Source organism: Prochlorococcus sp. ALOHA_ZT_50, from assembly GCF_022447305.1.
GTDB lineage: Bacteria > Cyanobacteriota > Cyanobacteriia > PCC-6307 > Cyanobiaceae > Prochlorococcus_A.
In genome coordinates, this window is sequence record NZ_JAKVCI010000017.1 from 18757 (window position 1) to 37624 (window position 18868).

Genomic DNA, 18868 nt, shown 5'->3' on the forward strand with positions numbered 1-18868 from the left:
ATAAAATTATTTTGTCTTCAGAGTGTCAAAGAGGAGATGATGAAAGCAGAAATGGTATATAGTGAAGAAATTGCGAATGAAACTTGTGATTGTTACTACGAAGAATTTATGCAAACTGCAAGTCATCAAGATGCAAAAACAAAATGTAAATTAGAAACTAAAGAAAATTTAAATCATAATAGAAAAATTTAATTGTTATTTTATGAGGTCTAAGAACAATCAAAATCCAATAATTAGACTTTATTTAAATCTGATTGAAGAAAGAAGGTTACTATTTTTTGCTTTTCTTAGTTCCATAATTAATAAAATATTAGATTTAGCTCCCCCTGTAATAATTGGTCTTGCAGTGGATATCGTTGTTAAGGAACAGAATTCATGGATTGCTGGTTTTGGGATAAAAGAAGTTCCAGCACAATTGATTTTTCTTGCATTTGCTTCAGGAATAGTTTGGTCTGGTGAATCCTCCTTTGAATATTTATATTCGATTTTATGGAGAAATTTGGCTCAGCTATCGCAACATAAATTAAGAATAAAAGCTTATGAGCATATCCAGGAATTAGATATGGATTTTTTTGAAAATGATAATACTGGAAGGCTATTATCTATTTTGAATGATGATATAAATCAACTCGAGAGATTTCTAGACCAAGGGGCTAATCAGATTATTCAGTTATTTATAACTGTCTTAATAATTGGGGGCACTATGATTTTTGTCGCTCCAAAAATCGCTTTATTTGCTTTCTTTCCTATTCCAATTATATTTTTAGGATCAATTAAATTTCAAAGGAAGCTTGCTCCAAAATACAGAGATGTTAGAAATAAAGCTGGACTGTTGGCATCAAGGCTTAATAATAATTTAAGTGGAATTCTAACCATAAAAAGTTTTACTAAAGAAAAATGGGAACTAAATAGATTAAATAAAGAAAGTCTCGATTATCAAAGAAGTAATAAGGCTGCAATAAAATTATCTTCTGCTTTTATCCCTCTTATAAGATTTGCAATTTTATTTGCTTTTATAGCGATTCTATTAATTGGAGGTTTCCAAACTTGGAATAAGACACTTGATGTAGGTACTTATAGTTTTTTAGTGTTTATTACACAAAGACTATTATGGCCTTTAACTACTTTGGGGCATGTTTTAGATGATTTTCAGAGATCTATGGCTTCAATAGATAGAGTAATTGATCTCATAGATACGCCTATAAAAATAAAAGATGGAAAAATAAAAATTGAACCTAAAGATATCAAAGGAGAAATTATTTTTAATAATGTAAATTTTAATTATCCTGGACGAGATTTAACTTTAAAAAACATAAATTTCAAAATTGAAAATAACTCAACATTAGGAATTGTTGGTTTAACAGGTTCTGGGAAAAGTACAATAATAAAACTACTACTTAGAATTTATGATAGTAATAATGGGTCAATAACCTTGGATGGGGTTTCTATTAAAGAAATAAATTTGAGGGATTTAAGAAAGTGTATTTCTTTAGTAAGTCAAGAAACTTATTTATTTCATGGCAGTGTACAAGAAAATATTGCTTATGGCTCAATCAACCCAAGTCTTAAAGATATTATTAAAGCTTCAAAGATTGCGGAAGCTCATAAATTTATTGAACAATTACCAGATGGTTATAAAACTATAGTGGGGGAAAGGGGCCAAAGGCTCTCAGGCGGGCAACGTCAAAGAATTGCCTTGGCGAGAGCTGTTTTAAAGGATGCTCCAATATTAATATTAGATGAAGCTACAGCTTCAGTTGATAATGAAACAGAGGCTTTAATTCAAAAATCGTTATCTAAAATCACAAAAGAAAGAACAACTATAGTAATAGCTCATAGATTAAGCACTATAAAAAATGCGGATAATATTGTAGTTATTGATAAAGGTAAAATAGTTGAAAGCGGAAAACATGAAAAACTATTAGATCAGAACAAAATATATGCTGATTTATGGAATGTTCAAGTAGGAATCTAGTATAGAATTTCTAAACTATATTAAAAAGTTAAATGATTCAATTACATTACTAAACATACCGTCAACTTTATTCCATCTCTCTTCATTTGTTCCCACAGCGAAAGTGTAAAGTGTTCCTCTATCAATTACGACAGTAGCTAATTCGTGTCTGGCCTGTTCATTTAAATTTAATTCATACTCTAAATCATAGAAAATATGATTGGATGCCTCCCTCTTATTGGCATTTATAAGTTTTACCTCTCTACCTGAACCTTCGGGAGCAATGACTTTATCAATTAATGTTTGACCTACTTCACTTGGGCTTCCTAATTGCTCTAATTGAACCTCTTTATTTACATCAGAAATAACTAAACTTAAGGTCTCATTACTATTTATTAAATCATGATAAATAATTTCAGGTCCTCCATCGACTTTTACTCTAGTCCATCCTGTTGGATACAAAAAGGCATATCTTCCATCTGGACTTTGATAAGCTTCTAATCCCGCATTTAGTCCGCCACTACAAGCACTCAGTGTTAAACACAAAAAAATCAAAAATAAATATTTGAAAGGGTTAAATTTAATATTTTTCATTTTGTTTGAAATTACTAACTAAAAACATAATAAGACATTAAAAGCAAACAATTATGGCAATTCAGAATTTTGCGTCTAAATTATCCCTAGAAATAGTTTAATTTTGATTACTTATACCAAACCGCTTTCAAAATTAATTGGTCATTTTGAGAAATTCCCAGGGATTGGTCCAAGAACAGCGCAACGATTAGCCCTGTTTATTTTAAAACAACCTGAAAGTACAATAAGAGATTTTTCAAAGGCTCTGTTAGAAGCACATAGTAATGTTGGTCGTTGCAAAAAATGTTTCAATTTGACTTCAGAAGATGAATGTGAAATTTGTAAAAATACTGAAAGAAATCAAAAACTAATCTGTGTAGTAGCAGAAACTAAAGATTTGCTTGCTTTGGAGCGCGCCAGAGAATTTAAAGGTGTTTACCATGTTATTGGTGGTTTAATATCTCCAATGGATTCTGTTGGCCCCGAACTCTTAGAAATAAGAAGCTTGGTAGAAAGAGTTAGTAAGTCTGAAATAGATGAGATCATATTGGCATTGACCCCAAGTGTTGAGGGAGATACAACAAGTCTTTATATTGGAAAATTGTTAGCCCCTTTTACTAAAGTTACGAGGATTGCATATGGGCTCCCAATGGGCAGTGAACTTGAATATGTGGATGAAGTTACACTTGCAAGGGCGTTAGAAGGAAGAACAAAACTAAATTAGACAATGAGAGACAATAATCTAATCAAGAAAGAAAAAATCTTAAGACTTCCCTCTTGGATTAAATTTCCTATTAGTAAAGCTTCAGAATTCGAAAAAATACAAACACTCATCAAAAAATCAAATATTCATACTATTTGTGAAGAAGCAAGATGTCCAAATAGAGCAGAATGTTATGCCTCAGGAACAGCCACTTTCTTACTGGGTGGATCGATATGTTCTCGTTCATGTGCTTTTTGTCAGGTAAATAAAGGTAGACCTAGTTCTATCAATATTGATGAATGTACTCAAGTCGCTGAAGCAGTGAAAGTACTAAATTTGAAATATGTTGTTTTGACATCTGTAGCTAGAGACGATCTCCCTGATCATGGTGCAAATTTATTTATATCTACAATTGATGAGATTAGAAAAATTGATTCAACAATTAAAATAGAGGTTTTAACTCCTGATTTATGGGGTGGGGGCAAAAATTTTGATGAAACTAATAACCTTCAGACTGAGAGATTGAAGATGATTTTAGAAAAAGATCCAATATGCTTTAATCATAATCTTGAAACTGTTGAAAGACTGCAAAAAGAAGTTAGGAGGGGTGCAAATTACAAAAAATCCCTTAGTTTACTAAAAAAGTCAAAGGATATTGCTCCTCATATTCAAACTAAATCAGGCATTATGTTAGGTCTTGGGGAAACATTGGATGAAATAAAAAATACAATTTATGATCTTAAAAAAATAGATTGTGATCAAATTACAATTGGCCAATATTTAAGGCCCTCATTCAATCATTTGGCAGTTAAGAAATATTGGGATCCATCAGAGTTTGAATATTTATATCGCTTCTCTAAGGAATTAGGATTCAAAAAAGTATCTTCTGGCCCTTTAGTTAGAAGTAGTTATCACGCGGGTTAACTTTCTTCAATTAAAGAGAGTTTCTTTTCAAGTCTTTTCAATATGGAAATACATTCCCCGTTCATAAGTGTACCTGCACCTCCCCAAACCAATCTTAATAAAAGATCTACTGGGCTAGAACCAACTTCTTTTACAATTTTGAATCCTATTAACTTGAAATATCTTACAAGTTTTTTACTATATCCTTCACTATCAAAAATAGCTAAAAGTCTTGCTTTGTTGCTTGATTTTTTTTCAATTGCCCAAGCCATAGTTGTTGCCCATATTAATTCCGAAACAAAAGCAGGAGCTTTACTAAGGATTCTTAATGTATCAAGCTGAATACCTTGTTTATTTAAATAAGTCCAACCTTTCATTTCGGCCCAAATCTTAATTATGTTATCTTTCTGTTCTGCTATAACGATTCTAAAGAAACATAATCCGAGAGTTTCTCTAACTTGAATTTTAATTAATAATCCAATGGTACCTGCTAATTTTTCTAATTCTTCAACTTTCATGATTTTGAAAATTAGTCCTTATAGATTTTATGATTTTCCACTTTTAATCTATCGATCTGTTTTTGTCTTTCTTCAAACCTTTTCCTATCATCATCACTGAATTGATCTATGCAGAAATGACATTGGATACCCTTTCTATATTCTTTTCTTTCTTGATCTTGAATTGAAACTGGCATTCCACATGCATGACAAATCGAGTAGGAGCCTTTTTCTAATTCTTGATCTAAAGCAACTCTTTTATCAAAAACATAACATTCACCTTCAAATAAGTTTTTTTCTTTTGGTATATCGTCAAGGTATTGAAGGATACCCCCTTGTAGGTGATAAATATTTTTATAACCTTTCTTTTTCAGCAAACTAGTAGCTTTTTCACATCTTATTCCTCCGGTACAAAACATTGCTATATTTGTAGACTCTTTATTTTCTAAATGGGTATCTAAATGATCATCTACCCACTTGGGGAATTCGCTAAAGTTTCTTGTATTTGGGTTTATAGAGTTCTGAAATGTACCTATAGAAACCTCATAATGATTTCTAGTATCAATGACTATTGTATTTTGATTTTTAATTAACTTATTCCAATCAGCTGAGTCAATATAGGTCCCATTATTTTCTGAAGGGTTTATTTCAGGGACACCCATGGTAACTATTTCTTTCTTGATTTTTATTTTTAATTTTTTGAAGACTTTCTTTTTTGAAAAGTTTACTTTAATATTCAAATTTCTATTATCTGCATATTTATTAAGTAAATTGATAACAATATCAATTACATTTTTCTCAGCACAAATAGTTCCATTAATGCCCTCACTTGCAAAAATTAATAAACCTGAAAGATCGTTTTCATTTTCGATTTCTAATAATTTATTTTTTAGATCAAGAATTAAGTTTTCTTGAAATGGGAAGAAAGAGTAAAGAGAAACTATTTTATAATTTTTGCCTTTCATAAAGAAGATAATGTTTTTTCACAAGTTTCAAAATCTTTGTTAAATGATACTCCAACCTCTTTAAGAAGTTTTCTGTCTGATTGAAAAGATGGATTTGAAGTTGTGAGTAACTCATCTCCATAAAAAATTGAATTTGCCCCACATTGAAAACATAAAATTTGGGCTTCTTTTGAAAGCTTTTCTCGCCCTGCACTTAATCTTATTTTACTTTTAGGCATAAGAATTCTTGCTGTAGCTATCATCCTTATCATTTCAATAGAATCAATTTCTTGATTATCTTCTAAACCAGTACCTTCAATAGCTACTAATGAATTTATAGGAACACTTTCAGGGTGTGGATTCATGTTTGAAAGCACTTCCAAAAGAGATGCTCTATCGCCATTAGTTTCACCCAAACCTATTATTCCTCCACAACAAACATTTATTCCTGCATTTCTTACTCTTTTGATAGTATCTAGTCTGTCTTGATAAGTTCTAGTCGTAATAATATTTTTATAATGCTCAGGACTAGTATCAAGATTGTGGTTATACGCGGTCAAACCTGCATCAGCCAGTCTGGAAGCTTGTTCTTCTGTAAGCATCCCAGCAGTAACGCATGCTTCCATCCCTAAATCTCTTACACCGCTAACCATCTCTAACATTGCATTAAAAGATTTCCCATCTCTAATTTCTCTCCACGCCCAACCCATACAAAACCTATCTGCACCCTCATTTTTTGCTATTTGAGCTCTTGCTAAAACCTCTTCAACTTGAAATTGTGGATGACTTTTGATTTCGCTAGCACTATAAATTGATTGGCTACAATACGAACAATTTTCCTCACATCCACCAGTTTTTACGCTGAACAATGATGCTAATTGAATGTCGTATTTGTTAAATTTCCTGTGAACGGTTTGTGATTCCCACATTAAATCAATAAGAGGCATATTAAGTATTTCCAATATCTCCTCTTTATTCCAATCGAACCTAATTTCTTTTAATAACTGATTATTCGAATTAGCCATTTTTATTAGGAAATATATTGAGAATCTTCAAAAGATTCATTTGGTAATGATTCTATACCGCCGAAACGTCTATTTCTTGATTGGTAATCAATTATTGCTTTAAGAAATTCATGCTCATTGAACTCTGGCCAAAGTACGTCAGATATATAAATTTCTGAATATGCTAATTGCCATAATAAAAAATTACTTATCCTTTTTTCACCACTAGTTCTTATTAGTAATTCTGGATCCTTAATCCCTCCAGTTAATAGCTCTGAATTAAATAATTCTTCATTAATTTCACTTGGTTTTATTTCCCCAGCAGAAGATTTTAATGCTAGTTCTTTTGCAACTTTTACTATTTCTTGTCTACCTCCGTAATTAACACAAACATTGAATAAAAATTTATTGTTGTTTTTAGTAAGTGATTCTGAACTAGAGATTATTTCTTTTAAATTTTTTGGGAAAGGAGTTAAATCTCCAATAAATTTTATTTTTGTTGATTCTTCATGTATCTCTTTAATTTCGTTTTTTAAAACTTCGCTAAAAAGATTTATAAGAAAATCAACTTCTTTTGTTGGTCTTGTCCAATTCTCAGTTGAAAAAGCATAAACAGTAATTACTTTACAACCTAAATTTTTTGCAGCTTTGAGAATTTTTTTTAATACACTAACGCCCTGTTTATGTCCAAATGATCGGGGTAAACCTTTTCTAGTCGCCCATCTCCCATTGCCGTCCATAATTATTGCTACATGTTTGGGCAATTTTTGCTTATCTATTTTCATTAATAAGGCACTAATTTTATCGTCTATTACTTTTTCTAAACTCATTAGTTAATCCTTTTTGTTAATAAAAATTTCTGATTTTTCTGACTCTTTTTTATTAATATCACTGATGATATTATCACCCGAGTCTGTCTTTTGGGATAAGACATTTTTACTTAAAGATGCTTTATTTGCTCCCATAGAGTTTTGATTACCAATCAATTTTGCAAGAAGTTCTTGTAACCTGCTGCTGGTTATTGGCCTTTCGAGTTTGCCTTGGTTTGCTAATGATAACGTACCTGTTTCTTCAGAAACAACAATACAAATACATCTGTCAAATCTTTCTGTAATTCCTAATGCTGCTAAATGTCTTGTGCCATATCTACTTATTCCTTGTCTTGAGAGAGGAAGTATTACGCCAGCAGAAATTATTTTATTTCCTTTCACAAGAACTGCTCCATCATGTAAAGGCGTATCTGTTGCAAAAAGATTTATTAAAAGGTCAGTTGATAATTGTGCCTCAATATTGGTACCTGAATATAAAAAATCTTCAGGTCTTAAATCACTCCCCAAATCTACAACGATTAAAGCACCTCTTCTATTTTGAGAGAGTTTACCTGCAGTATCAACTAACTGAGTAATGGTAGTTGAAGTTGCTCTAAATTCCTTTGGTGGATTCCCAAGTAATACAGCTAGCCTCCCAGTGCCTAGTAATTCCATTAATCTTCTTAACTCTCCTTGCCAAAGGATCGCTAATGAGAGAGAGCAAGCGAGGACTACAGCATCAATTAATTTTGATGTTAGTGGTAAGTATGCATATCTTTGAATAAACCATGCGGATGATACTAAAAACAAATATCCTCTTAGAAGCCATAATGTCCGTTGTTCTTTTACTCTAGAGAATAATAATAGTCCGAAACCAACAGCAAATAAGACATCTAATAAAAGCTTTAAATTTATAATCCCCCAGAAATTCACACTAAAAACAAAATTAATTTAAATGTACCTAATTTTGTTTGATAAAGCGATCAGGTAATACGTCATATTTTAAAAGATCCAATGGGCTTTCTCTTTTTTGAATAATTTCTGCCTCTCCATCTTTAACTAAGAGAGCAGCAGGTCTTGGAATTCTGTTGTAGTTAGAACTCATTGAATTATTATATGCACCAGTACCAAAAACACATATAAGATCTCCCGTTTTACATTCTGCTAGTTCAATTTCTTTAAACAATACATCTCCCGATTCGCAGTGCTTACCAGCAATAGTATATTTATTTTTGGAATTAATATTAAATGGATTACTTACTAAACATGCAGAATAATTTGATTGATATGTTATTGGTCTTGGATTATCACTCATACCACCATCAACAGATAAATATGTTCTGATACCAGGAATTTCTTTAAAAGCCCCAATTTTGTAAATGGTTATACCTGCTGTAGATACAATAGATCTACCAGGTTCGCACATTAATGTGGGAAAATCTAAGTTGTTTTTTTTACAAGCTTCAACAACGGAAGAAGAAATTGTTTTTACCCATTCATCAATTGAAGGGGGATCATCACTTTCTGTATACCTGATACCTAAACCCCCGCCAACATTTAGTTCCTCAATATTATGACCAAATTTTTTGGCGTCTAAGATAACCTTTACCATTATTTCTCCCAGATCCTTATGAGGGTCTAGTTCAAAAATCTGTGAACCAATATGAGCATGTAAACCTTTTAATTTTAGGTGCTTTGTATTGCTGATTCTGTTAAATAGAGTATTTAAATATTCTATTCCGAAACCAAATTTGCTATCAAATGATCCAGTTCTAATATATTCATGTGTATGGCATTCTATCCCAGGAGTAAAGCGAATCATTATTTCTAAATCATGATTAAATGAATTTGAGATCTCATCTAATCTTTCTAAGTCGTAATCATTATCTACAATAACTTTAATATTATTTCTAACTGCGAATTCTAATTCTTTGTCTGATTTGTTGTTACCATGAAAAACAATTTTTTCATTTGGAACCCCACCTTTAATAGCAGTTAATAGTTCTCCTTCTGAAACAGCATCAAGTCCTAAACCTTCCGAGGAAACAAGACTACTCATGAAAATGGAACTATTTGCCTTAGAAGCATATATGGGCAAGGATTTTCCTGGGTAATATTTTTCTAATGCTTTTTTGTACGCTTTACAAGAATTTCTTAAAGTGATTTCATCTAAGATATAAAGAGGAGAATCATATTTTTTAACTAGTTCTTCAATAGAACATCCACCAACTGACAATTTCCCATCTCCTTCAATGGATGTGGTAATGGGCATGATATTTCTGTTAGGACTTTCCAAGTCAATTTTTTGTTTTAAAAAAGATTGTTTTTCTTCCATGGGAGAACTTTAAATAAAGCTTTGCCAAAACTGTCATATTTTATAATGACTTTAGATTTGAACTTTCTAGATATAAATACATAATAAATGATATCTATTAAACAAATAAATAAGAAAGATATTGATTTATGTTATGAATTAGATTCAAATACGATTTCTCTATGGAGTAAAGAACAATGGGCTAACGAATTCAAAAAAGATGGTACAAAAATCTTTGGGTTATTAATTAAAAATTTAGTCATTGGTATATGTGTTTTTCAAGTTGTTCTTGATGAAGCTCAAATAAATTATTTTGTTGTAAATAAGAAATTTAGAAAAAAGGGATTTGGATCTTATCTTATGAGCTATTTAATAAAAAAATGTGAAAAATTAAATTTAAAGAAATTACTATTAGAGGTTTCTCAGAGCAATGTTACTGCTGAAAGATTTTATAGTCGCTTTGATTTTTCTACTGTAGGAATAAGAAAAAATTATTATAAAGATGGTTCACATGCTCTTTTAAAAGAAAAAAAATTAACAACAAAATAATGTAAAAATTTAAATGTTCGGATAACCAGAATCCTTGAAATTACTATAATTTCTTGCTATATCACTAAAAAAGTTCAATTTAATTTGATAAATTATACTTTTGGGTATTCACAAAAGCTCATTCTGAACACAAAATTGACATATTACTGGTAGGTTATTAGTAGGAATTTAATCTTCTAATGTTTGAAAGATTTACAGAAAAAGCTATAAAAGTCATTATGCTTGCTCAAGAGGAAGCTAGAAGACTTGGTCATAATTTTGTTGGAACTGAACAAATTCTTTTGGGGTTAATTGGAGAAGGAACTGGGGTCGCAGCGAAAGTACTTAAATCACTTGGAGTTAATTTAAAAGATTCAAGGATAGAGGTGGAAAAGATAATAGGTAGAGGTTCAGGTTTTGTAGCTGTAGAAATACCTTTTACTCCTAGGGCTAAAAGAGTTTTAGAACTATCTTTAGAAGAGGCTCGTCAACTTGGCCACAATTACATTGGTACAGAACATTTATTGTTAGGTTTAATAAGAGAAGGTGAAGGTGTTGCTGCAAGAGTTCTTGAAAATCTTAATATTGACCTTACAAAAGTTAGAACTCAAGTTATAAGGATGCTTGGTGAAACCGCCGAAGTTGGCACAGGGGCAAGTACAACTAAGGGCAACTTAAAAACTGCTACTCTTGATGAATTCGGAACAAATTTAACAAAATTAGCAAGTGAATCAAAATTAGATCCAGTCGTTGGACGCCATTCAGAAATAGATCGTGTAGTTCAAATACTAGGTAGGAGGACAAAAAATAATCCTGTTCTTATTGGGGAGCCAGGTGTAGGTAAAACAGCTATCGCAGAAGGTTTAGCTCAAAGAATACAAACTGGGGATATTCCAGACATACTTGAAGATAAAAGAGTTTTGACTCTTGATATAGGTCTTTTGGTAGCAGGAACAAAATATAGAGGTGAATTTGAAGAAAGGTTAAAAAAAATAATGGAAGAAATTAAATCAGCAGGTAACGTCATTCTTGTCATAGATGAAGTGCATACTTTAATTGGTGCTGGAGCTGCTGAAGGAGCTATAGATGCAGCAAATATACTTAAGCCAGCATTAGCTAGAGGGGAACTTCAATGTATTGGAGCAACAACTCTAGATGAATATAGAAAACATATTGAAAGAGATGCTGCTCTAGAAAGAAGATTCCAGCCTGTAATGGTAGGTGAGCCATCTATAGAAGATACAATCGAAATTTTAAAAGGTCTTAGAGAGCGTTACGAACAACATCATCGTCTAAAAATTACTGATGATGCGCTAGAGGCCGCCGCTCATTTAGGGGATCGTTATATATCTGACAGATTTTTACCTGATAAGGCTATTGACCTCATCGACGAGGCTGGAAGTAGAGTACGTTTAATAAACTCTAAACTTCCGCCTGAAGCAAAACAAATAGATAGAGAACTAAGACAAGTCCAAAAACAGAAGGAAGAATCTGTAAGAGACCAAAATTTTGATCAAGCTGGCCAATTACGCGAAAAAGAGATGGAATTGTCTGCAAAAATTAAAGAGGTATTGGATAATAAAAAAGAATCTACAACTGGAGATCAATCTGATGCTGATAATTCTGTAAAAAGTGATTCAAAACTTTTACAAAGTCCCCTTGTTAGTGAAGAGGATGTAGCTCATATTGTGGCTTCATGGACAGGTGTTCCTGTTCAAAAATTAACAGAAACTGAATCAGTCAAGCTTCTTAATATGGAGGAAACACTTCACCAAAGGCTAATTGGACAAGATGAAGCTGTAAAGGCTGTCTCAAGAGCTATAAGAAGAGCAAGAGTTGGATTAAAAAATCCTAATAGACCCATAGCAAGTTTTATCTTTTCTGGACCTACCGGTGTTGGTAAAACTGAATTGACTAAATCATTAGCTTCATATTTCTTCGGTAGTGAAGAAGCAATGATCAGATTAGATATGTCAGAATTTATGGAAAGACATACAGTTAGTAAACTTATAGGCTCGCCTCCTGGTTATGTTGGTTTTAATGAAGGTGGTCAGCTTACTGAAGCTGTTAGAAGACGTCCTTATACCGTCGTTTTATTTGATGAAGTTGAAAAGGCGCATCCAGATGTTTTCAACTTATTATTGCAACTACTTGAAGACGGAAGATTAACTGACTCCAAAGGTAGAACTGTAGATTTTAAAAATACATTGTTAATAATGACCTCTAATATCGGTTCAAAAGTAATCGAGAAAGGTGGTGGCGGACTAGGATTCGAATTCTCAGGTGATTCAGTTGAAGATAGCCAATATAATAGAATTAAATCACTAGTTAATGAAGAACTTAAGCAATACTTTAGGCCTGAATTTTTAAATAGACTTGATGAAATAATTGTATTCAGACAATTAACTAAAAATGAAGTTAAAGAAATTGCTGAAATAATGTTGCAAGAAGTTTTTGTCCGACTACAAGATAAAGGTATTAAATTAAATGTCACCGATGCTTTCAAAGAAAGACTTGTTGAAGAAGGTTACAATCCTTCATACGGAGCGAGACCTTTGAGAAGGGCAGTTATGCGTTTACTAGAAGATAGTTTGGCTGAAGAAGTTCTTTCTGGGAGAATAAAAGATGGAGATAATGCTTTAGTTGATATAGATGATAATAAAAAAGTTACAATAAATATTTCTTCTGAAGAATCTTCTCAAGAGTTAGCAGGTGCTAACTTCTAATCATTCAAAGTAAATATGCAGTCAATCTCTCCAGAAACTATATATAGGGGAAATTATGCTTGGGAAGAATCTTTACCTCAAATTACTAAATTAACTAAAAGTCCATTAATTCTAGGTAGAGGGATTCAAACGAATAATTTGAGAAATAATATTTTTAATGATTTAAAAAATCAAAAACTTAATGTTAATTCTGCTAATTTACAATTTGATTGTTGTTACGAAGATATTTCAAGAGTTAAGAATATTATTTCAAATAATAATAATGATTGTGTTATCGCAGCTGGAGGTGGCAAAGTTCTAGACTCTGGAAAATATATAGCCGAGTCTCTTAATATCCCTTGTATTACAGTTCCCCTTAGCGCCTCTACATGTGCTGGTTGGACAGCCTTATCGAATATTTATACAAAGGATGGTCAATTTATAAAAGATGTTGCATTAGGATCTTGTCCGAAAATACTAGTTTTTGATCATAAATTTATTCAAACAGCTCCATCAAGAACACTTGCAAGTGGCATAGCAGATGCCTTGGCAAAATGGTACGAATCCTCAATAACAAGTTCAAAAATAGATGACGGTCTTGTTCAACAAGCAATTCAGATATCAAGAGTTTTAAGAGATCAACTATTAATAGATGGAGGAAAAGCATTTAAGGGTCAATTTGAAAATAATCCATCTTGGCAAAATACTGTAGAAGCATGTGGACTTACAGCAGGATTAGTTGGCGGTATTGGTGGAGAAAAATGTAGGACTGCAGCAGCACATGCTATTCATAATGCAATTACTCAGATAATCACCCCTAATAAATTCTTACATGGTGAGATTGTTGGGGTTGGATTATTATTGCAATTAAGACTAGAAGAAATGAAAAATAATAATAAATTAGCTGATCAATCAATTAAACAATTATTTGTACTTATGAAAGAATTGAATTTGCCAACTACTATCGGACAACTTGGAATAAATGTTTTTGAAAATAATAATTTAGAGAAAATTGCTGATTTTACTTGTCGAGATAAATCTGAGATTCACTTTTTGCCTTTTGAAATTAATAAACGGGACATAATAGAGGTTATTTCAAATTTTGAACAACAAAAAATTAAAACATAAATATTTTTTGACTAAAAACAATTTTGAACAATTAAGTGATTTAAATGCAGAATTTTTCGAAAGTGCCAAATTGTCACTATTAGATCCTTTAGGTCTTTATTTGGCAAATGATGTTAAGTGGATAAAACTCAACCAAAATTGGAACTCCTTAAAATTCCCAGTAGTTATGGGAGGAAAAGGTCAACCTATACTTCTTCTACATGGCTTTGATAGTAGTTTTTTAGAATTCAGAAGAATATATAAATCACTAAAAAGAAATTTTCAAGTTATCGTTCCTGATCTTCTGGGTTTTGGTTTTAGTCCCAGGTGCGCAACAAATGAATACAATTCCTCGAAAATAATTTCGCATTTAATTGATCTCCTTAAGACCTTAAAAATAACAAAGAATCTAAAAATTATAGGTGCCTCTATGGGAGGCTCAACAGCTTTAAAACTTGCTTATGAAATTCCTGATTCTATTGATAAAATTATCCTTTTGTCCCCCGCCGGATTGTTTGGAGAACCTAAGAGTATCCCTTTTCCTCTTAACCAAATTGGCGCCTCATTTCTTGGATTGCCTCAGGTTAGAAAAAGTCTTTGTAGGCAAGCATTTGCTTTTCCAGATGAATGCGTTGGTAAGATGGAAGAGCAAATTGCTTCAATTCATTTAGGTTGTAAAGGATGGAGGAATTCACTTGCATCATTTGCAAAAAGTGGTGGGTTTGCAGGAACTCAAAAATATATCCAAAATATCCCAATTAAAACATTATGTGGAGAAAATGATCGAATTCTTGGAAAAAAAGAGCTTAAAAAAATAGGAAATATTGAAAAATTAAATTTTGTAGGGTTACAAAATTGTGGTCATCTTCCGCATATAGATCTTCCATCATTATCTAGTAAAATTATCCAAGATTATTTTTTGGAATAAAAGATTTCTTAATTAATTTAGATACTTGAGAATTATAAAAATATAATACAAAACAGATGGAGTAAAGATGTAACTGTCAATTCTGTCAAGAATTCCTCCATGTCCCGGTAAAAAAGTTCCGGAATCTTTTATTTTTGCATCTCTCTTCATCATAGATTCAATTAAATCTCCAACTAATGCCATAAGAGAAATTGAAATTCCATAAATTATTCCAACAATTAATGGATTTTCCCAATTCATTAAAAATGCGAAAAATATTGCTAGTAAAATTGAACAGGATATTCCTCCAATTAAACCTTCTATAGTTTTGCTCGGAGATATTGGAGATAGAGATGTTTTACCAAATGACTTCCCAATGAAATAAGAACCAATATCACTAGCTACAATTAAAAAACAAGAAGTTAAAGTTAAATGAAGACCTGTAGTATTTGATAAGTTCTCAAACGACATAAAACCCTGATTTGAACTTATTATCACTGAATCTAATCCCCTTAACTTAATCCAGTAACTAGGTAAAAAACCTAAATAGAATAATCCAAAAATAGATGCTGCAATATCTGAAATTGTCCCAGGTTTTGGTTGCAAAAGTAACCAAGTACATATCCCAACTGAACAGATTGGCAAAATTGAATTTGAAATTTCTCCTTCAAGCACACCAATAGTCTCAAGATAAGTAGAAACTATAATAATAAAGGATGAAAATAATGTGGTTTTTGTAGCTGGTCTTATTCCTTTAAATTCTGCCATTCTAAAAAATTCTAATAATGCTAGATATGTAAGCAAAGCAGTTGCCAATGTAAAAAACCATCCCCCCAACAAAACAACAATTAAACCAAAAATTCCTATAAGTAATCCGCTTCTTAATCTCATATGAAATTGCTATGTTTCTAAGACTCTTATATTAAAATTTACCAGATCCTTGTTGCATAAACTTTGATTATTTATCCAATTAAACCTATCTATATCAATTTTTTCGCCAGGAACTAGTAGAGGTATCCCAGGAGGATAAGGGCAAATAATATCTCCAGATATTTTATTTAATGATTGTGAGAAAGGAATACTCCGAGTCTTACTTCTCCAAGCAATTCCAATTTCGATTTCGGGTGCTTGAACTAATTTAAAGGGCGATTTGAGCACTTCTAAACTTTTTGATTTTTTGGAATTTAATAGTAATTTTTTCCATAACTTTTCAAATAAATTAAGAAAATCTTTTTGATTTCCAAATCCTAAGCAAAAAGTGAGAGTCATCATTTCTGGTAATTCGGCAATAAGTCCATTTCTATAAAAAAAATTATCAGCAGTAAAACCATCAATCCCAGCCTTAGAGGTATTTACTACAATTTTTAAGGGGTCTTGAGTTTCTATGAGAGGAATATTTTTTTGAATTAATTTTTTATAAATACTTTTTGCCTCTAAAATTCTTTTTTGATATTTTGATAAACTTTTTTTGTTAAGCCAGTCCCTAATAGACTCTTCACAAGAAGAAAGTAATAAGGAACTTGGACTGGTAGTTTGCAGCAAATTAATACTTTTGATTAAATTACCTTCATTTATTAGATTCCCTTTGTACCAAAGTACCGCCGTTTGAGTTAATCCATTGAGCGACTTATGCAATGAATTAACCACTAAATCAGCGTTTGATGATAAGGCCGGTTTTGGTAAATTAAGGTTTTCACAAAAAAGGAAATATGAACCATGGGCTTCATCAACTAAAACAGGTAAATTTTTTTGATGACAACAATCTATTAAAGGCTCTAAATCTCCGGCATAACCATGATAAGAGGGATTTACAAGAATAACCCCTGCAATTTTATTCTCATCAAAATTTAATTTTTTAAATACATTTTCCAACCAAATTTTTGTAATTGGTTTGTAATGACCCGTTATGGTTGAAAATTCTAAGTCAAAAAATATTGGATTTATATTCTGCATCGCACAGATTTTTATAACACTTATATGAACATTTCTAGGCATCAGGATATTTTCGCCTGGATTTGCCATTGCAATTACTGCTGATTGTATTAATCCGGAAGCTCCATTAACTCCAAAAAAACATCCTTTAGCCCCAAATTTGTCGGAGAATTCTCTTTGAGATTTAGCAATTAATCCGCTTTGGGATAGTGGGGAGCCTATTTCTGGTAGTTCGGGCAAGTCCCAATACCCAGGTGGATTTTTTAACAACTTCACTAATTTCTTTGGTAAAGCTGCCCCTCTGTTATGAGCGGGAAAGAATAAAGACTTTAAAAACTTTTTAGTTAGAAAAGATGAAATGCTCATAAAGTATTATTGACATATATAGAATGGACTACATGGTAATCTTTTTTGATATTTTTTAACTTTAATGAAAAGATCTTATTCGAAATATTCAGCAAAAGATGACTTACTTTGGTTGATTTTGAGACCATGGATTTTTATCCCAAGAGTTTTATATATCCTTTTAACTTTTATTTTTCTTTTTTTAAGAATACTTTTTCAAGGTAACAGTAAAAATAAAAATGTACAAAAAAATCTCTCGAAATATCTTTTTGATGTAATAACAGATTTAGGACCTTGTTTTATCAAATTAGGCCAAGCACTCTCAACTAGACCAGATCTTGTTAGACAAGATTGGCTTACAGAACTTACAAAATTACAAGATAATCTCCCAGCATTTGATCACAAAATTGCTTTAAAAATTATTGAAGAGGAACTTGGATCCCCTGCTAATGAATTATTTGAAGAGTTTCCAGATAGTCCTATTGCTTCAGCAAGCTTAGGTCAAGTTTATAAAGCAAAATTAAATAATTCTTATCTAGCTGTGAAAGTACAGCGGCCAAATTTATACTTTCTCATAAGAAGGGATGTTGTAATCTTAAGGTTTTTAGGAACTTTTTTATCCCCACTTTTACCTTTAAATATAGGTGTTGGAATTGGAGAAATAATAGATGAATTCGGTAAGGCACTTTTTGATGAAATTGACTATCAAAAAGAGGCCGAAAATGCTTTGAGGTTTGCAAATTTATTCAAAGAAAACCCAAATATTTTTATTCCTAAATTAGAAAAACAGTTTTCATCCAAAAGGGTAATCACAACTTCTTGGATTGATGGAGTTAAGTTAAGAGATCGAGCTTTACTAGAGGAAAATAACTTAATACCTGCTTCGTTTATAAAAACATGTGTCATCAGTGGACTGCAGCAATTATTTGAATTTGGATATTTTCATGCAGACCCACATCCAGGAAATATGTTTGCTCTCAAAGGAGGAAATGCAGATTGTGGGAATTTAGCTTATGTTGATTTCGGAATGATGGATACTATTACAAATTCAGATAGACTTACTCTTATTAAGGCAATTGTTCACATAATAAACGAAGAATATTATCTTCTCGCAGAAGATTTCCAGAAATTAGGTTTTTTAACCAAAGAACAAGATCTTCAAAAACTTGTTGAACCATTAAAAGAAGTTCTAGGAGGATCTTTTGGCGCTGAGGTTGGTAATTTTAATCTTAAAAATGTAACTGATAAATTCTCAAAACTAATGTATTCCTATCCTTTCAGAGTTCCCAGTAGGTTTGCCTTAATAATAAGAGCCGTTGTTAGTCAAGAAGGTTTAGCACTAAGGTTAGATCCTGAATTTAAAATTTTAAAAATAGCTTATCCATATATTGCTAAAAAACTACTTACCGATAATTCTGAAGAGATTTTAGAAATACTTTTAGAAGTCGTTTTTGATAAAAAAGGTCAAATCCAAATAGAAAAAGTTGAAAGTTTACTAAACATTTTATTTAGAGATTCAGAGAATATTAATTCAGATCTCATACCAGTTGCTAACGCTGGATTGAAATTATTTGTTAGTAAAAAAGGATCCGAAGTTAGGAAGAATCTTCTTTTAAGTCTAATAAAAGATGACAAAATAGAAT

18 protein-coding genes are annotated in these 18868 nt (G+C 31.6%); 9 read left to right on the plus strand and 9 right to left on the minus strand.

Going from position 1 to position 18868, the window contains the following annotated elements; translation table 11 throughout:
- Positions 1-51 precede the first annotated feature (51 nt).
- Both MK115_RS05920 and MK115_RS05925 read left to right on the plus strand, forming a co-directional pair.
- Positions 52-192 (plus strand): hypothetical protein, encoded by a 141-nt coding sequence (locus tag MK115_RS05920; RefSeq protein ID WP_287610202.1) that lies wholly within the window; start codon positions 52-54, stop codon positions 190-192.
- Positions 193-202: 10 nt separating this feature from the next.
- Positions 203-1975, plus strand: a complete 1773-nt coding sequence (locus MK115_RS05925; RefSeq protein ID WP_287610204.1) for an ABC transporter ATP-binding protein — start codon at positions 203-205, stop codon at positions 1973-1975.
- A 15-nt stretch (positions 1976-1990) separates the two neighbouring features.
- Here MK115_RS05925 and psbP read toward each other — a convergent pair whose 3' ends face one another.
- On the minus strand, positions 1991-2548 hold the full coding sequence (gene psbP / locus MK115_RS05930; RefSeq protein WP_209117824.1) for a photosystem II reaction center PsbP: 558 nt from the start codon (positions 2546-2548) through the stop codon (positions 1991-1993).
- Between the two features lie 103 nt (positions 2549-2651).
- On the opposite strand from psbP, the gene recR reads away from it, so the two are divergent.
- Entirely contained in the window at positions 2652-3251 is a 600-nt protein-coding gene (recR, locus tag MK115_RS05935; protein WP_025938485.1) for a recombination mediator RecR, read from the plus strand.
- Between the two features lie 3 nt (positions 3252-3254).
- Positions 3255-4154, plus strand: a complete 900-nt coding sequence (gene lipA, locus MK115_RS05940; RefSeq protein WP_287610208.1) for a lipoyl synthase — start codon at positions 3255-3257, stop codon at positions 4152-4154.
- Here lipA and MK115_RS05945 read toward each other — a convergent pair.
- Genes MK115_RS05945 through lysA form a run of 6 tightly spaced genes read right to left on the minus strand, consistent with a single transcriptional unit; the run spans position 4151 to position 9722 of the window.
- On the minus strand, positions 4151-4651 hold the full coding sequence (locus MK115_RS05945) for a hypothetical protein (RefSeq protein ID WP_287610210.1): 501 nt from the start codon (positions 4649-4651) through the stop codon (positions 4151-4153). The genes lipA and MK115_RS05945 overlap by 4 nt on opposite strands.
- Positions 4652-4662: 11 nt before the next feature.
- The gene (trhO, locus tag MK115_RS05950) at positions 4663-5595 is read right to left on the minus strand and encodes an oxygen-dependent tRNA uridine(34) hydroxylase TrhO (protein WP_287610212.1); all 933 of its coding nucleotides are present in this window, start codon (positions 5593-5595) and stop codon (positions 4663-4665) included.
- Positions 5592-6599 carry a biotin synthase BioB gene (bioB, locus tag MK115_RS05955; RefSeq protein WP_287610214.1) on the minus strand — a complete coding sequence of 336 codons (1008 nt, stop codon included), beginning with the start codon at positions 6597-6599 and terminating at the stop codon, positions 5592-5594. The genes trhO and bioB overlap by 4 nt, the downstream gene beginning before the upstream one ends.
- Before the next feature lie 5 nt (positions 6600-6604).
- Complete coding sequence (gene uppS / locus MK115_RS05960; RefSeq protein WP_287610216.1) at positions 6605-7408, minus strand: undecaprenyl pyrophosphate synthase; 804 nt, start codon at positions 7406-7408, stop codon at positions 6605-6607.
- Positions 7409-7411: 3 nt separating this feature from the next.
- A complete protein-coding gene (gene cdaA, locus MK115_RS05965; protein WP_287610217.1) occupies positions 7412-8320 on the minus strand; it encodes a diadenylate cyclase CdaA in 909 nt (302 codons plus the stop codon).
- 28 nt (positions 8321-8348) lie between these two features.
- Complete coding sequence (gene lysA, locus MK115_RS05970) at positions 8349-9722, minus strand: diaminopimelate decarboxylase (RefSeq protein ID WP_287610219.1); 1374 nt, start codon at positions 9720-9722, stop codon at positions 8349-8351.
- Between the two features lie 87 nt (positions 9723-9809).
- Between lysA and rimI the strand changes: the two genes are divergently transcribed.
- From rimI to MK115_RS05990, 4 genes are all read left to right on the plus strand, one after another.
- On the plus strand, positions 9810-10250 hold the full coding sequence (gene rimI, locus MK115_RS05975; protein ID WP_287610221.1) for a ribosomal protein S18-alanine N-acetyltransferase: 441 nt from the start codon (positions 9810-9812) through the stop codon (positions 10248-10250).
- 179 nt (positions 10251-10429) lie between these two features.
- Entirely contained in the window at positions 10430-12955 is a 2526-nt protein-coding gene (locus MK115_RS05980) for an ATP-dependent Clp protease ATP-binding subunit (RefSeq protein ID WP_287610223.1), read from the plus strand.
- Positions 12956-12970: 15 nt separating this feature from the next.
- Positions 12971-14062: an iron-containing alcohol dehydrogenase gene (locus tag MK115_RS05985; RefSeq protein ID WP_287610225.1), complete on the plus strand. Its 1092-nt coding sequence runs from the start codon at positions 12971-12973 to the stop codon at positions 14060-14062.
- A 7-nt stretch (positions 14063-14069) separates the two neighbouring features.
- Complete coding sequence (locus MK115_RS05990) at positions 14070-14969, plus strand: alpha/beta fold hydrolase (RefSeq protein WP_287610227.1); 900 nt, start codon at positions 14070-14072, stop codon at positions 14967-14969.
- A 12-nt stretch (positions 14970-14981) separates the two neighbouring features.
- Here MK115_RS05990 and MK115_RS05995 read toward each other — a convergent pair whose 3' ends face one another.
- Positions 14982-15839, minus strand: a complete 858-nt coding sequence (locus MK115_RS05995; RefSeq protein ID WP_287610229.1) for a phosphatidate cytidylyltransferase — start codon at positions 15837-15839, stop codon at positions 14982-14984.
- A gap of 9 nt (positions 15840-15848) precedes the next feature.
- Positions 15849-17246, minus strand: coding sequence for an aminotransferase class I/II-fold pyridoxal phosphate-dependent enzyme (locus tag MK115_RS06000; RefSeq protein ID WP_287610231.1), 1398 nt, complete (start codon positions 17244-17246; stop codon positions 15849-15851).
- A 64-nt stretch (positions 17247-17310) separates the two neighbouring features.
- On the opposite strand from MK115_RS06000, the gene MK115_RS06005 reads away from it, so the two are divergent.
- A partial coding sequence (locus tag MK115_RS06005) for an ABC1 kinase family protein (RefSeq protein ID WP_287610233.1) occupies positions 17311-18868 on the plus strand: 1558 nt, incomplete at its 3' end.

Excerpts from the sequence above, each read along its gene's own strand:
- trhO (WP_287610212.1), bottom strand. The coding sequence starts at position 5,595 with ATGAAAGGCAAAAATTATAAAATAGTTTCTCTTTACTCTTTCTTCCCA.
- rimI (WP_287610221.1), top strand. The coding sequence starts at position 9,810 with ATGATATCTATTAAACAAATAAATAAGAAAGATATTGATTTATGTTAT.
- bioB (WP_287610214.1), bottom strand. The coding sequence starts at position 6,599 with ATGGCTAATTCGAATAATCAGTTATTAAAAGAAATTAGGTTCGATTGG.
- MK115_RS05920 (WP_287610202.1), top strand. The coding sequence starts at position 52 with ATGGTATATAGTGAAGAAATTGCGAATGAAACTTGTGATTGTTACTAC.
- lipA (WP_287610208.1), top strand. The coding sequence starts at position 3,255 with ATGAGAGACAATAATCTAATCAAGAAAGAAAAAATCTTAAGACTTCCC.
- MK115_RS05925 (WP_287610204.1), top strand. The coding sequence starts at position 203 with ATGAGGTCTAAGAACAATCAAAATCCAATAATTAGACTTTATTTAAAT.
- MK115_RS05945 (WP_287610210.1), bottom strand. The coding sequence starts at position 4,651 with ATGAAAGTTGAAGAATTAGAAAAATTAGCAGGTACCATTGGATTATTA.
- MK115_RS06000 (WP_287610231.1), bottom strand. The coding sequence starts at position 17,246 with ATGAGCATTTCATCTTTTCTAACTAAAAAGTTTTTAAAGTCTTTATTC.
- uppS (WP_287610216.1), bottom strand. The coding sequence starts at position 7,408 with ATGAGTTTAGAAAAAGTAATAGACGATAAAATTAGTGCCTTATTAATG.
- MK115_RS05985 (WP_287610225.1), top strand. The coding sequence starts at position 12,971 with ATGCAGTCAATCTCTCCAGAAACTATATATAGGGGAAATTATGCTTGG.
- lysA (WP_287610219.1), bottom strand. The coding sequence starts at position 9,722 with ATGGAAGAAAAACAATCTTTTTTAAAACAAAAAATTGACTTGGAAAGT.
- psbP (WP_209117824.1), bottom strand. The coding sequence starts at position 2,548 with ATGAAAAATATTAAATTTAACCCTTTCAAATATTTATTTTTGATTTTT.
- MK115_RS05980 (WP_287610223.1), top strand. The coding sequence starts at position 10,430 with ATGTTTGAAAGATTTACAGAAAAAGCTATAAAAGTCATTATGCTTGCT.
- MK115_RS05995 (WP_287610229.1), bottom strand. The coding sequence starts at position 15,839 with ATGAGATTAAGAAGCGGATTACTTATAGGAATTTTTGGTTTAATTGTT.